The organism is Maritalea myrionectae DSM 19524, from assembly GCF_000423365.1.
Taxonomy (GTDB): Bacteria; Pseudomonadota; Alphaproteobacteria; order Rhizobiales; family Devosiaceae; genus Maritalea; species Maritalea myrionectae.
Genome location: NZ_AUHV01000005.1, coordinates 94,478 through 109,279 on the forward strand (window position 1 = coordinate 94,478; position 14,802 = coordinate 109,279).

Sequence of the window (14,802 nt, forward strand, 5' to 3'; positions counted from 1 at the left end):
GTGACTACTCCTTATTCGCTCGCTTTAAATTGTGCGCCTCATGGGCGTTAAAATGATCTCTGACGCCATCGCCTGGCGGGTGGCGCTCAAATTGCGGCAAACCGTCAGTAATCTGGTAATAGTCGCCTTTTTCGCCAACAAACATGTGTCCCTTGACCGCCAGCCCATCTGTGTGCGTCAAGCTGCCCGCAAATATCGAGAGTGTGCGTCCATTTGTTTGCCGCCAGAAAAGTGGCGTGCCGCAAGCAAGACAAAACGCATATTCGGCGGTGGCGGTGAACGGCGTCCATTTTAGCGGGCCTTCCATTTTCACATTTTCGCGCATCACCGCGGCAGCAGCCACAAAATGTCCGCTCAAATACCGACATTGGCGGCAATGGCAGAACCAAATGTCGGCGAGGCCCAGTGCTTCAAATTGCACAGCCCCGCAAAGGCACCCGCCCTTATGGCGTTCAGGCGCGCCGGCGGCCACGACGACGTCCTCCTCGACCTTCACCATCATTTTCGGCCGGGGGTGCACGAAATGTGTGAATCCAATTGGTGCAATGCGGGTCGACCCCGTTCAAGACATCCGCTGCTTTAATGGCTGGCACAAGCCCCTCATGTAGCGGGTTGAGGATGGCCGAAGTCATGCCTGCGGCGGCGATCATTGGTAGAAATGCGTTGTTGATCGCGTGTCGGTTGGGTAAGCCAAAACCGATATTGGAGGCGCCGCAGGTTGTGTTGACTTTGAGTTCCTCGCGAAGCCGTCGCACGAGGTGAAAAACATCTTTCCCGGCCCGATTGATCGCCCCAATGGGCATAACAAGCGGGTCCACGACAACATCTTCGGCTTTGATCCCATAGTCCGCTGCGCGCTCAACAATGCGTTTGGCAATTTCAAAACGCACATCGGGGTCTTCGGAAATGCCAGTTTCGTCATTTGAGATGGCCACCACCGCTGCATCATATTTTTTCACCAGCGGCAAAACGCGCTCCATCACCTCTTCTTCAGCGGTGGTGGAGTTAACCAGCGCCCGCCCCTGGTAAACCGAAAGCCCGGCTTCAAGGGCTTCAATCACGGAGGAATCGATGGAAAGTGGCACGTCCGTTATTGATTGAACAAGCTGGATGGTCTCGGCGAGGATTTTGGGCTCGTCAGCCAAGGGAATGCCGGCATTAACGTCGAGCATTTGCGCCCCAGCGGCCACTTGGGCCAGCGTGTCCCGTTCAACGCGGGAATAGTCGCCTGCCTTCATTTCAGCAGCCAGAAGTTTGCGGCCTGTGGGGTTGATGCGCTCGCCAATCATAACGAAAGGCTGATCGAACCCGATACGCACTTCCTTGGTTGCTGAACTGACTATCGTTTGCGTCATGGGCTGTTTCCTTAGCTTACTGTGCTTGTCAAATTATCCAGCATTTCATCGTTGGGCGTCACAACACCAATGGTGGAGTCCAGCGGTTCAGGTGCCCAGGGTTTTCGATCCCCCAGCACACCGGATGCTTTGACGATTTCGCCCACCCATTTTTCGTGGCGGTACGCCATTAGGTGCACGCCAGAAACGCCGGGCGTCTCTTTGATTTGCTGCATCAAATCAACGGCAATGCGACGACCTTCTGCCTTCGGGTTGGGCGCATCTTCCAAGCGCTTGATGATGGCATCGGGGATATGAACCCCAGGCACATTGGCGCGGAGCCAGCGCGCGGTTTGTGCCGAGCCCAGAACACCCACACCGATGATAATATAGCTTTTCTCATGCAGCCCAAGGTCGCAGGCGCGGGCCATAAAGGTGCGTAAACGCTCTATGTCGAAACAATATTGAGACTGAATAAATTCAGCGCCGGCGCGAATTTTCTTTGCCAATTGATCAACGCGGTTTTCCAACGGCGGCACAAACGGATTGATGGACGCGCCCACGAACAAGCGCGGTGCCGTGTCGAGCTGGCGCCCGCTCAAAAACCGCGATTCATCGCGCAAAATCTTTGTGGTTTGCAGCAACGAAATACTGTCCAGATCAAACACGGGCTTGGCTTCAGGATGGTCCCCAGCGCCCACATCATCGCCCGTCAGGCACAGCACCGAACAAACACCAAGGGCGGCCGCGCTCAACAGATCGCCTTGCATGGCGATACGATTGCGGTCACGACAGGAAAACTGGATGATCGGCGAATAGCCCGCGCGGGTAAGAATGGCGCAAACGCCAAGGCTCGACATATGACAATTTGCACCAGACCCGTCGGTGGCGTTGATGGCATCGACATAGCCATCAAACAAGTTGGCGCGGGCCAAAACTTCGTCAGGGTCAACTGAGTCAGGCGGGGCAATCTCTGTGGTCACCACAAAGTGGCCCGACCGCACGACGCGCTCAAACCGACCGTGCGATACGTGACCGGGCCGCTGGGTGAGCGGATCGCCCGGGTTAACACCGAATTCTTCAACAAAATCGAGATCATCATTCATCGCGCGCCAGCCTTAACCAAGAGGATTGTCCAATGCGGGAATGATCAACGGCAAATTCCAAATCTTTGATCGCGTCGCCGTCTTTCATCTTTGCCGCGCCATTCCAGGCATCCACCCAAACGCAGCGCATTTCGGGCTTCACCTCGCACATGCCATTTTCCCGAACGCCCCCGCACGGGCCGTTGCGAATGGACTTCGGGCAATTCATGGGACAGGTCATGCCAGTTTTGGAGAGAACGCAATCGCCACACATCTGACAATCAAAGACCACTCCCTTAACCAGCCGTTCAGCGGCTGTGATCGGCGTGTCGAGCCTGCGCCCAAAAAGCCGTGTCACCCCGCGCAATCCAGCAAGAATACCCGGCCGTGTCGCCGTGTAGATACGTTCTAAAAACCGGGCATGGGCACTTGACCAGCGTCTAATCGCGTACATGGTCATGCCCTCCATATTCAACAATTGCGTCGGTAGCGGCTTTTATTGCGGATTTGAGTTCGCCATAGCCGACATAACGATAGTCAAACTCCAGCCCAAGCTTGTCCGCCGCGTCAGCTGCCGCAGACTCCAAACTGATATCATGCGTCTGCGCCAGATAGACGACACGCCGATAATTGCCAAAATAGAGATCCCGCAAGTGAGGGTACCGATCGAGACCCAAGCCACGGATCACCAAACGGTCGAAATTTCGCACCAGATAATCGGTGAGGAAGAAGCTGCCAATCTCTTCATCAGTGATCTGAGCAAAGAGCGGGGAGCCGGCAAAAAACTCATAACAGTGTGCGAACGGCAGCCGCTGAGCGTCATGCTTTTCCAGCACCTGATCCAAAGCCCCGCCGGTGCCGCACTCACCATAGCTAACCAACACCTGATCAAACTCGTCGCGGCGCTCGGTGAGGATCATATCAATGGCGGGTGCAATTTTTTGCGGGGCGTTGTGATATTCAGCTGGCAGGCATTGCAGCGTCATCGCGCTTGCGCCATCGCCCATTTGCGCGCGCAAGGCGACGATTTCTTTCGCCAGCGCACCGCAGGCGATCACCAAAAGACGCGGACTATCGGGCTTATGTCCACGCATCGCACCCATATTAGTGGTTCCTCCCGACAAGGGCTTTCGCCAATTCAGCGCTTCTTGCGGCATCCCGGCCATAGGCGGTTGCGTTTATGGCATCGGCAAATTCCTGGTTCAGCGGTGCGCCGCCCACCATGATGGGCAATTCTTTCAAAATGCCCCGCTTGTCGAATTCTTCAATCACCACGCCCATATAGGGCATGGTTGTGGTCAGCAGCGCTGACATGCCAAGTACGGTCGGCTCATGTTCGTCAATGGCCGCAAGATAATTCTCGACAGGGTTGTTGATGCCAATATCGATCACTTCGAAACCCGCACCTTCGAGCATCATGCCCACGAGGTTTTTGCCAATGTCGTGGATATCGCCCTTCACCGTGCCGATGACATATTTCCCGATCTTTGCGGAATTCTCCGTTGCGGACAGGATGGGGCGCAATATCCCCATGCCGCCTTTCATGGCGTGGGCGCATTGCAACACTTCTGGCACAAACAGAATGCCGTCGCGAAAATCGACGCCGACAATCCGCATTCCTTCCACAAGCGCATCGCTGAGAACTTGATTGGCGTCCCACCCGCGTTCAAGCAGGATTTTTGTACCTTCAAGCACTTCGTCGGCCATGCCGTCATACAGATCGTCTTTCATCTGCTCGACAAGGTCATCGTCGCTCAATTCGCGGAGGACAATTTCGTCGTCACTCATCTTTATTATCTCTCTTCCTATGCAAGTCCGACGATGTCGCCGTTTTCATCCAGGCCAATATCCAACGCCGCGGGACGCTTCGGCAGCCCGGGCATCGTCATGATGTCGCCGCATACAATGACGACAAATCCAGCCCCCGCAGAGAGGCGCGCTTCGCGCACTTCCAGCGTGTGGCCTTCCGGCGCACCAGTAGATTTGGGGTTGGTGGAAAAGCTATATTGGGTTTTCGCGATGCAAACCGGCAAATGGCCGTATCCAAGCTTTGAAAACTCATCGAGGCTACGGGATGCCGCGCTGCTAAAGTCAACGTGCGCCGCCCGGTATATTTCACGCGCCACCGTTTCAACCTTCGTTTTCAGCGGTGCATCATCAGGATAAAGCAAGTTGATTTCTGGCGTGCCTTGATCCAATTGATCCTTGACTGCTTGGGCAAGATCTTCCGCCCCAACGCCGCCTTCGGCCCAGTGCTTCGCCACGGTGCAACGCGCGCCCAGCTCATCACAAACCTTCTGAACAACGGCGATTTCCTCATCGCTATCCAGAACAAAATGATTGAGCGCCACAATTGGTGTCACGCCAAATTTTTGCAGATTTTCGATGTGACGCCGCAAGTTCGCAACGCCACGTTCAACAGCTTCAGGGCTGGAGTCGCCGAGGTCTTTTTTCGCGACGCCGCCTTGCATTTTCAAGGCACGGACTGTCGCCACGAGCACAACGGCATCCGGACGCAGTCCGGACTGTCTGCACTTAATGTCCAAGAATTTCTCTGCGCCAAGGTCTGCGCCAAACCCGGCTTCCGTCACCACCACATCGCACAGCGAAAGCGCCGCCTTGGTGGCCATAACTGAATTGCACCCGTGGGCAATATTGGCGAACGGTCCGCCATGGATAAAGGCTGGGTTGTGCTCGATGCTTTGCACCAGATTGGGCTGAAGCGCATCTTTCAGCAACACGGCCATCGCGCCATCGGCCTCAATGTCTCGCGCGGTCACCGGTGATTTATCATGCCGCCGCGCAACGATAATATCGCCCAAGCGACGCTGCAGATCAGCAAGGTCCGTCGCAAGGCAAAGAATAGCCATGATTTCAGAAGCGACCGTGATGTCAAAGCCGGTTTCGCGCGGTATGCCATGGGCCACACCACCAAGACCGACATTGATGTTGCGAAGTGCACGGTCATTCATGTCGACAACACGGCGCCACACTATGCGGCGCGGGTCGATATCTTGTTCATTGCCCCACTGCAAATGGTTGTCGATGATTGCTGCCAGAAGGCTGTGCGCTGAAGTGATGGCGTGGAAGTCACCATTAAAATGGAGATTGATATCCTCCATCGGGATGACTTGCGCACGACCACCACCAGCTGCGCCGCCTTTCATGCCGAAGCATGGGCCCAGGGAGGGTTCACGCAGACACACCATTGAGTTCAGGCCAATGCGGTTCAGCCCGTCATTCAAGCCAACACTTGTGGTTGTTTTGCCTTCGCCTGCGGGCGTGGGGGTAACAGCGGTTACCAAAACTAGCTTGCCTTTTGGCGCCTCCGCTTTGGACGCAATATAATCCAGCGATAGCTTTGCCTTATAATGCCCGAAGGGGATGAGCGCTTCTGCGGGCACGCCCAAGCGGTCTTCAGCCAACGCCACGATGGGGCGCATGCTGGCCGCGCGCGCAATATCAATGTCCGGGGATCCCGGGGGCGGCAACTCCTCTTCGATCATGATGTCCAATGCCATGAGCGCGTCCTCCCTATTCGTCAATTTCGCCGTGGTCTACGGCGCCTCCGTCGCTGGATAAAAACCCCGCGCTGACTACAAATCATGATCTCTTTTCAAATTGGCGGCTGTTCCAAATTCGACTTCAAATCTTCAAAAAACGACAAATAGAGGCACAAAAATGCTTGGCGTTGTCGAATTGGCGGTGAATAATGCGTTGGGAAATGCAGAACGATTGGTGCGTGTAGCCGACGCTAAGCGATTGTTTTTGCGATCGCTCCAGGGTTCGAAATTATCGCGCTCGATTTGCGATTGGGGGAGGAAAGATGTTCAGCACGGACGCCCAGAAGGAACCTAAAACAATCGGTTTCTTGCTCGTTCCCGAATTTTCAATGTTGGCGTTTACGTCCTCCATTGAACCCTTGCGTACGGCCAACAGGTTGAGCGGACGGACGCTTTATTCATGGAAGATCATCAGTCTTGACGGTGACATTGTTTATGCCAGTAGCGGTGTTGGGGTTGCGGCGGATGCGGCGCTGACCGAAAAGCCACCCGTCGACACTTTGATCGTTTGCGCGGGTTTACAGGCCGGTGCCCATAGCACCCCGGCCCTTCTTGGCCTTTTGCGCGATTATGCCCGCACCGGCGTGACCATTGGCAGTGTGTGCACGGGCAGTCACCTTTTGGCGCGGGCAGGTTTGCTCGACGGGCACCGCTGCACGATCCATTGGGAAGATGTGGAGGGCTTTGCCGAAAACTTCCCTGACCTCGACATCACCGCGACGCTGTTCGAAATCGATCGAAATCGATATACTTGTTCCGGCGGCACAGCGCCGCTTGATATGATGATTTTCGGCATCGCACAGGATCATGGCCGGGAACTTGCCATCAGCGTTGCGGAGCAGTTGTTGCATAATTTTGTGCGCGTGCCACACGATACGCAACGCATGCCCATCAAGCACCGCACGGGACTAAATCAACCCAAATTGCTTGCGGCGATTGCCCATATGGAGGCCTATATCGAGACCCCTGTCTCCATCAATGACATTGCTGAGGCGACGCAAGTGTCTGTGCGACAACTTGAGCGACTGTTTCGGGTCAAACTCGGCAAAACGCCGACACGCTATTATCTCGAAGTTCGGCTCAATCGGGCCAAGCTCCTTCTTGCGCAAACCACAATGCCCATCATTCAAGTTGCGGTGGCAACAGGCTTTACGTCCGCCTCGCATTTTGCCAAATCGTATAAAGAGCTTTTTGGCCGATCGCCCTCAGCTGAACGCTCAGACTCTCTGGTGCTGTCGCCCTCCCATGCTCACGGGACTGCCTAGCGCCGTTCCCTATTGGGCTTGGCCACCATTGGAGAGCACAGAGAGAAAGTACGGCGCAAATGATCGCCATATCTCGATGTGAAAAATCGTTTCTGTTTCGCGAAACAGCACAATCTCCGCGCGCTCAAAAATGGTGCGCGTACATTTGCCCACCGGAAATGTGGCCAAATCCAAATCAAGCGGACAGCCCACATTGATCAGCTGCGCTGCTCCCTCGCCACCAATATGGAACGCGACGTTGCGATGCGACACGTCAACAAGGCTGAAGGGCGATGCCGTATGGCGTTTGCACTTCTCTTGAAGTGTCGCACCAACCTCGGGTGCTGCGATGATCAACCATTCGTCCGGCGCCAAGCACATGATAAGCGCATCATCGTCACGATAGACTGTGTTGATCTTGGTGGGCAGCGCCAGGCCAGTTGCCTTGGCAAAAGCCGCCACATTGCTTTCGCGCAAGCGGAGGCTGAAGCGAGACTTTTCACCCATAAGCTCGACGGTAAAAGATTGGCCAGGATGGTCTAGGCTCTGGCCCATCGTCACGCCCTGATCCATTTCCAAGGTGCTGTTGGTCGCATCAGATGACATTGAGCCGCTCCCCTTGCTTATCGTAGAAAATCGTCTCGACAATTTCTGCTTTGATCATTTTATCGGGCATCGGCACATAAATGGTTTCGCCCTTCAGCGCATGGCCGTTAGCCACAAGCGCCAGGGCGACTGAGCAGCCCAATGTCTCGCTCCAATAGGATGAAGTGACATGCCCGACCATATCCATGGGGATGGGCTGGTCCGGGGTCATGACAATTTGAGCCCCCTCTTCCAACACAGTCTTTGGATCACTGGTTTTGAGGCCCACCAATTGTTTGCGCCCTTCGGCGACAATGTCAGGCCGCGCAAGCGATCGCATGCCCACAAAGTCGGTTTTCTTTTTGCCGATGGCCCAAGACATGCCCGCATCATAGGGCGTAACCGTGCCGTCCGTGTCCTGACCGACAATGATAAAGCCTTTCTCTGCCCGCAATACGTGCATGACTTCGGTGCCATAGGGCGTGATGTCATATTGCTTCCCGGCTTCATAAAGCATTTCCCACAGGGCGCGGCCATAATGGGCAGGCACGTTGATCTCAAAGCCCAACTCGCCACTAAAGCTCACGCGGAACAGGCGCGCATCGACGCCACACACTTTACATTCGCGCACCGCCATGTGTGGGAACGCGTCTGGCGACAGATCAACCCCTTCAACAAACGGCTCAATCAGCTTGCGGGCATTGGGACCGTTCAGGGCAATTACCGCCCATTGCTCGGTGATGGAGGTCAACCAGACATCAAGGTCCGGCCACTCTGTTTGTAAATAGTCTTCCATATGCGCCAAAACGCGCGGTGCCCCACCTGTCGTGGTGGTCACATGGAAACGATCTTCCGCCAGTCGCCCGATTACCCCATCATCCATGATGTAGCCATCTTCGCCCAGCATCAGCCCGTAGCGACAACGCCCGACACCTAATTTGGTCCATGGGTTGGTGTACATGCGGTTCATAAATTCGGCGGCATCTGGGCCAACCACTTCAATTTTGCCCAGCGTGGATGCATCAAATATGCCCAACGACTCGCGCGTCGCCTTGCATTCGCGGGCCACGGCTTTATGCATATCCTCGCCCTTTTGGGGGAAATATCGCGCGCGCCGCCACAAGGCGACCGGCTCGAAAACCGCGCCATTTTCCTCCGCCCAACCATCAATCGATGTTTTGCGCACCACATCAAAGGCTGCGCCGCCATTATTGCCCGCCAGTGCACCGAACGTGGTTGGGGTGTAAGGCGGGCGAAATGTGGTCAGGCCCACTTGCGTGACGGGGCGATTGAGCGCGCGCGAGGCAATTTGCAACCCGTTCAGGTTTGATGTTTTGCCCTGATCGGTTGCCATGCCGGTTGTGGTGTAGCGTTTAATATGCTCAATCGATTTGAAGCCTTCGCGCACGGCCAAGCGGATGTCTTTCGCGGTCACATCATTTTGAAAATCCACAAAGGCTTTGACGCGTGACTCGTCGCGGTGGGTTGGCAAAATTTCCAAGGCCCCGTCGCCAGTCCATGGTGCAGGTTCAACCACTTCAAAACTGTCATTGCCACCGCCTGCGTTTGCGCCTGTTTCAAGTGCAACGCCAAGCCCGAAATCGCCGTTGCAAGCACCGACGCAAACAGCATTTTCATTTGCTTGGTCCGGCACATAGGCAGCGAGGTCTTCACGCCATTTCAACGAGCCCTTGGAATGGGACCAAAGATGTACGCTGGGCGTCCAGCCGCCCGACATAATCACCGCATCGCACGAAAGGGTTTCACCCTTCGGATCAACTTGATCTCCGTTCACCTTATTTGTCGTGACACTGCTCACACGATGACGACCGGCGGTCGCCGTCACTGTCCACCCGACGCGAACTTCAATGCCGCGTTTTTCCGCTTCTGCCTGCAAGTTTTCATCGACTTGAGGACGGCAATCAATGATCGACACAATTTGGCTATTGGCATCTGCCAAATCGAAAGCAGCCTGATAGCCGCTATCATGGCTGGTGACCAACGCGATGCGTTCGCCCACCGCCACGCCGTAGCGATTAAGAAAAGTTTGTGCGGCAGAAGCCAACATAACACCGGGACGGTCATTTCCGGCGAAAACCAACGGCCGTTCGATGGCGCCTGTCGCAAGTATGATTTTTTTGGCCCACACGCGGTACAACCGTTCGCGCGGCCCGTCTGCTTCTCCATCTTTCAAATGGTCAGTTAGACGTTCGGCAAGACCGAGGAAATTGTCGTGATAATAGCCGATCGCTGTGGTGCGTGGCATCAAGGTGACATTTTCCGCCTTCTCCAGCTCATCCAAGCTACGGGCCAGCCAGTCTGCCGCGGGCAAGCCGTCGATCATTGCCTCCGGCGTGGACAAGAGTGACCCGCCGGGTTCGGCCTGCTCATCAACAAGGATCACACGGCCCGCCTGTTTGGCGGCCGCAAGCGCCGCTGCAACACCTGCTGGCCCTGCACCAACAATCAGCGTTTCACAATGGGCGTAACAGGCTTCATATTTATCGGGGTCTTCTGCCTTTGGCGCTGGCCCCAAACCTGCTGTGGCGCGGATGACCGGTTCATACACTTTGTCCCAGAAGGATTTCGGCCACATGAAGGTTTTGTTGTAAAACCCGGCCGGGAAAAAAGCGGAAAACACATCATTGAGCGATGTGACATCAAACTTGAGCGAGGGCCAATTGTTCTGACTTTGTGCCGTCAATCCGTCGAACAGTTCCAGCGTTGTTGCCCGCACATTGGGCGTGACACGCCCCGGCCCCCGATCAAAGGCGACAAGGGCATTTGCCTCGTCTGATCCCGCCGCCAAGATGCCGCGCGGGCGGTGATATTTGAACGAGCGCCCCACCAAATGCACGCCATTGGCCAGCAAGGCCGAGGCGAGCGTGTCCCCCTCATAGCCTTGATAAGTTGCCCCGTCGAAAGTGAATTCAACTGGTGCGTTTTGATTGACCCTGCCGCGTCCAACACGTCTAAAATTGTTCATGATGACCGCTCCGCGATGGTTTCGGGTGAGGGTCGTTGTTCGCCGCATTTATAGGTCATGACAAACTTGTCGCTCACCGTGTCGCGTACCGCATTGAAAAATTTGGCGCACCCATGGGCATGTACCCAGCGTTCGAAATGGGTGCCGCGCGGATTGTTGCGTATGAATAGATATTTCGCCCATTCGTCATCGCTTAAAGCGGATGGGTTTTCCGGCCGCGCGATATGCGCCTCGCCCGCATAGCGGAACTCCAATTCGGGCCGCTTTTCGTTGCAAATGGGACATTCAATCATCATCATGGCGAAAACTCCCTAGTGCGCTACTGCGGCGGCTGCCGCTTCGTCGATCAGGCGGCCCGTTGTAAAACGTTCCAACGTAAATGGCGCATTGATCGGGTGTGGTTCATCTTTGGCGATGGTGTAGGCCAGCAAATCTGCTGCGCCGGGCGTGGCTTTAAAACCGCCTGTGCCCCATCCACAATTGACGTAAAGCCCGGGCACCGGGGTGCGGCCCAAAATACAAGAACGATCTGGTGTCACATCGACCACGCCACCCCAGCTGCGTAGCATGCGCATGCGTTTAAAGATCGGGAAAATTTCGCATATTGCGGCCAGCGTGTGTTCGACAATGTGCAGCGCCCCCCGCTGGCTATAAGACACATATTGGTCTGTCCCCGCCCCAATCACCAGCTCGCCTTTGTCCGATTGGCTGATATAGGCATGCACGGAATTGGACATGACCACACAAGGGAAAATCGGCTTCACAGGTTCCGATACGAGCGCTTGCAAGGGGTAGCTTTCCAGCGGAAAATCGAGCCCGGCCATATTCATTATGATGGATGAGTTGCCAGCTGCAGACACGCCGATCTTCTTCGCGCCGATAAATCCTTTTTCCGTTTCAACGCCTTCCACTGCACCATCGGCCCCGCGCCGAACGCCGGTGACAGCGCAATTTTGAATGATGTCGACGCCCAGTTTCGCCGCCGCGCGGGCATAGCCCCACGCCACAGAATCGTGGCGGGCAACCCCGGCCCGCTGCTGTAAGGCACCGCCCATCACCGGATAGCGTTTGGCTGAGGAAATATCGAGCGGCGGACAGAAGGCTTTGCATTCTTCCGGCGTCATCCATTTATTATCAACACCGTTCAATCGGTTGGCGTGGATATGACGCTGAAAGCTTTGAACGTCGTGCACATTGTGCGCCAACATCAAAACGCCGCGCTTGGAAAACATCACATTGTAGTTCAGCTCTTGCGACAACCCATCCCACAGATCAACCGCGTGATCATAGAGCCGCGCGCTTTCATCATAAAGATAGTTAGAGCGGATGATGGTTGTGTTGCGCCCGGTATTGCCGCCGCCGAGCCAGCCTTTTTCAATGACGGCGACATTGGTGATGCCATATTTGCTGGCAAGATAATAGGCCGCGCCGAGGCCATGCCCACCTGCGCCAACGATGACCACATCATAGGCACTTTTGGGCTGGGCATCAGGCCATTGCTCTGGCCAGTTTTTATGGCCGGAGAGCGCATTGGCAAAAAGAGAGCGCGCAGAATAACGGATCACGAGCGCAACCTTTCATTTGTGGGATCATAGGGGCTTTCTTCCAGCACAGCGGCCTTATAGCGCTGACCCAGGATTTCAATCTCAAGCTCCTGACCTGTTTCAGCCAGATCTGGACGAACCATGGCGAGTGCGAGGGACTTATTGAGACGGAACCCAAATCCACCCCCTGTCGCCCGGCCCACAACTTCGCCATCAAGGTAGATCGGGTTATTGCCGATGACATCGGCATCTTCACACCCTATCACCTCAAGCGTGGCGAACGCGTTCTTCGCGCCACGTTCTTTCCATGCGATCAGATTGTCTTTGCCGACAAAGTCGCCCTTCTTCAACGCGATAAAGCGATCCAAGCCTGACTCATAGGCCGAATATTCAATCGACATTTCCGTGCCGACGAGGCGGTATGATTTCTCAAGCCGCAAATTATTCATGGCGCGGATGCCAAACGGTTTAAGGCCATGGGCATCGCCATTTTTAAAGATCGCATCAAAAATATGATTTTGATATTCGATCGGATGGTGGATTTCCCATCCCAGCTCGCCAACAAAATTGACGCGCAGCAGTTTGACCGGCGCATGGCCAATTGAGGTCTCCTGCCCTGTGAGCCATGGGAAAGCTTCATTGGACAGATCCGCACCGCAAATGGGCTGCAGCAAATCGCGCGCCTTTGGCCCGGCGACCACAAGAACGCCCATAGCGCCGGTAAGGTTTTGGAATTGCACGGAGCCATCTGTCGGCATTTGTTTTTTCAGCCAATCATGGTCAAGCCGCTGCCAGGCACCTGCCGACACGACATAAAAGCTGTCCGGCCCTTCGCGTTGCACCGTAAATTCGGAATGCACGCCGCCGAGTGGCGTTAGCCCATGCAGCAAGCCAACCCGCCCGATCTTTTTCGGCAAACGGTTCGCCAAAATTCGATCCAGAAACGCTTCGGCGCCCGGCCCGCTTATGCGCGCCTTGGCAAATGCGGTCATGTCCAACAAGCCGACATTTTCTGCCACATTGCGACATTCATTGCCCACATGTTCAAACCATTTGGAGCGACGGAATGACCAATCATCTTCCTGCGGCACACCTTCAGGCGCGAACCAGTTTGGTCGTTCCCAGCCAAACAATTGACCAAAAACGGCGCCTTTCTCCTTCATCCGGTCATAGCAAGGTGAGGTCCGCAATGGCCGCGCCGCGCCGCGCTCTTCATCCGGATAATGCACTTTGAAAACGTGATCGTACGCTTCCTCGTTTTTCTTGATGAGGTATGATTTTGTGGCGTAATCCCCAAATCTGCGCGGATCAACACCGAGCATATCAACGCTTGGTGTGCCTTCAACAATCCATTCAGCAAGCTGCCAGCCCGCACCGCCCGCTGCGGTGATGCCGAAGCTGTGGCCTTCGCTCAGCCAGAAATTCTTTTTGTCCCATGCGGGTCCAACAATCGGGTTGCCATCCGGCGTATAGGCAATCGCGCCATTATAGACTTTCTTGATGCCGAGCTCTTCGAAAATGGGTACGCGGCGGAACGCCGACTCGATGTGCGGCATCAGGCGCTCGACATCTTCTTGAAACAGTTCATATTCGCTCTGGGCATCCGGCCCATCTACATAGCAAGCTGGCGCCCCGGCTTCGTAAGGCCCAAGCAAAAGCCCTCCCGCCTCTTCGCGCATATACCATGACCCATCAGATTCACGCAGCACGCCCATTTCAGGCAATCCTTTTTCGCGCCGCTCGAGGATCGCTGGATGAGGCTCCGTCACGATAAATTGGTGCTCCACGGGAACAACAGGAATATCGAGACCAACCATAGCCCCGGTCTGGCGGGCAAAGTTCCCTGTGCAAGAGATGACATGTTCGCAGGTTACCGACCCCTTGTCGGTTTCGATTGTCCATTCGCCATTCGCTGCCTGACTAATGCCGTTCACGGTCGTGTAGCGGTGGATTTTAGCGCCCATGGACCGCGCGCCGCGGGCGAGCGCTTGGGTGAGATCAGCAGGTTGCACATAGCCATCATTTGGATGGCGAATGGCACCGACGAGATCATCCTTGACCGCCAAAGGCCATAGGTCAACGACCTCGTCTGGCGTTAGAAATTCAACGTCCACGCCGATGGTTTGGGCGACGCCCGCATATTGATGATATTCATCCATCCGGTCCTGGTTGGTGGCGAGGCGAATGTTTGAAACCGTGCTCAGGCCCACATCCATGCCGACCTCGGCGCCAAGGCGTCCATATAGATCCACCGAATATTTATGCAACTGGCCCACGGAATAGCTCATATTGAACAGCGGCAGCAGCCCGGCAGCATGCCATGTGGAGCCAGATGTCAGCTCCTTCCGTTCGATCAGGATGACATCGGTCCATCCCTTTTTCGCCAAATGATAAAGTGTTGAAACACCGACGACCCCGCCGCCGATCACCACAGCCCGTGCCGATGACGGCAGGGCCTGCT

13 protein-coding genes are annotated in these 14,802 nt (G+C 55.4%); 1 reads left to right on the forward strand and 12 read right to left on the reverse strand.

Annotation, left to right across the window (positions count from 1 at the left end; translation table 11 throughout):
• Positions 1-4: 4 nt before the first annotated feature.
• The 7 genes from G549_RS20500 to G549_RS0114390 are packed head-to-tail and all read right to left on the reverse strand — an operon-like array spanning position 5 to position 5,940.
• The gene (locus G549_RS20500) at positions 5-502 is read right to left on the reverse strand and encodes a GFA family protein (protein WP_084634198.1); all 498 of its coding nucleotides are present in this window, start codon (positions 500-502) and stop codon (positions 5-7) included.
• Positions 453-1,355 carry a methyltetrahydrofolate--corrinoid methyltransferase gene (locus tag G549_RS0114365; protein ID WP_027835600.1) on the reverse strand — a complete coding sequence of 301 codons (903 nt, stop codon included), beginning with the start codon at positions 1,353-1,355 and terminating at the stop codon, positions 453-455. The genes G549_RS20500 and G549_RS0114365 overlap by 50 nt, the downstream gene beginning before the upstream one ends.
• 11 nt (positions 1,356-1,366) lie before the next feature.
• Positions 1,367-2,440, reverse strand: coding sequence for a methylenetetrahydrofolate reductase (locus G549_RS20505; RefSeq protein WP_084634199.1), 1,074 nt, complete (start codon positions 2,438-2,440; stop codon positions 1,367-1,369).
• The gene (locus tag G549_RS0114375) at positions 2,433-2,873 is read right to left on the reverse strand and encodes a methylenetetrahydrofolate reductase C-terminal domain-containing protein (RefSeq protein WP_027835601.1); all 441 of its coding nucleotides are present in this window, start codon (positions 2,871-2,873) and stop codon (positions 2,433-2,435) included. Before G549_RS0114375 ends, G549_RS20505 begins: the two co-directional genes overlap by 8 nt.
• Positions 2,860-3,522 (reverse strand): DUF1638 domain-containing protein, encoded by a 663-nt coding sequence (locus G549_RS0114380; RefSeq protein ID WP_027835602.1) that lies wholly within the window; start codon positions 3,520-3,522, stop codon positions 2,860-2,862. Before G549_RS0114380 ends, G549_RS0114375 begins: the two co-directional genes overlap by 14 nt.
• Position 3,523: 1 nt before the next feature.
• Positions 3,524-4,207 (reverse strand): corrinoid protein, encoded by a 684-nt coding sequence (locus tag G549_RS0114385; RefSeq protein ID WP_027835603.1) that lies wholly within the window; start codon positions 4,205-4,207, stop codon positions 3,524-3,526.
• Between the two features lie 17 nt (positions 4,208-4,224).
• Complete coding sequence (locus G549_RS0114390; protein WP_036222965.1) at positions 4,225-5,940, reverse strand: formate--tetrahydrofolate ligase; 1,716 nt, start codon at positions 5,938-5,940, stop codon at positions 4,225-4,227.
• Positions 5,941-6,245: 305 nt separating this feature from the next.
• Between G549_RS0114390 and G549_RS20510 the strand changes: the two genes are divergently transcribed.
• On the forward strand, positions 6,246-7,247 hold the full coding sequence (locus G549_RS20510; protein WP_036222973.1) for a GlxA family transcriptional regulator: 1,002 nt from the start codon (positions 6,246-6,248) through the stop codon (positions 7,245-7,247).
• A 9-nt stretch (positions 7,248-7,256) separates the two neighbouring features.
• Here the strand turns inward: G549_RS20510 and G549_RS0114400 are convergent, their stop codons facing one another.
• The 5 genes from G549_RS0114400 to G549_RS0114420 are packed head-to-tail and all read right to left on the reverse strand — an operon-like array spanning position 7,257 to position 14,794.
• Complete coding sequence (locus tag G549_RS0114400) at positions 7,257-7,832, reverse strand: sarcosine oxidase subunit gamma (protein ID WP_051213896.1); 576 nt, start codon at positions 7,830-7,832, stop codon at positions 7,257-7,259.
• Positions 7,822-10,797, reverse strand: a complete 2,976-nt coding sequence (locus G549_RS0114405) for a sarcosine oxidase subunit alpha (RefSeq protein WP_036222976.1) — start codon at positions 10,795-10,797, stop codon at positions 7,822-7,824. The genes G549_RS0114400 and G549_RS0114405 overlap by 11 nt, the downstream gene beginning before the upstream one ends.
• A complete protein-coding gene (locus tag G549_RS0114410; RefSeq protein ID WP_027835607.1) occupies positions 10,794-11,096 on the reverse strand; it encodes a sarcosine oxidase subunit delta in 303 nt (100 codons plus the stop codon). Before G549_RS0114410 ends, G549_RS0114405 begins: the two co-directional genes overlap by 4 nt.
• A 12-nt stretch (positions 11,097-11,108) precedes the next feature.
• Positions 11,109-12,362: a sarcosine oxidase subunit beta family protein gene (locus tag G549_RS0114415; RefSeq protein ID WP_027835608.1), complete on the reverse strand. Its 1,254-nt coding sequence runs from the start codon at positions 12,360-12,362 to the stop codon at positions 11,109-11,111.
• Positions 12,359-14,794 carry a GcvT family protein gene (locus G549_RS0114420; RefSeq protein ID WP_027835609.1) on the reverse strand — a complete coding sequence of 812 codons (2,436 nt, stop codon included), beginning with the start codon at positions 14,792-14,794 and terminating at the stop codon, positions 12,359-12,361. The genes G549_RS0114415 and G549_RS0114420 overlap by 4 nt, the downstream gene beginning before the upstream one ends.
• Positions 14,795-14,802 lie beyond the last annotated feature (8 nt).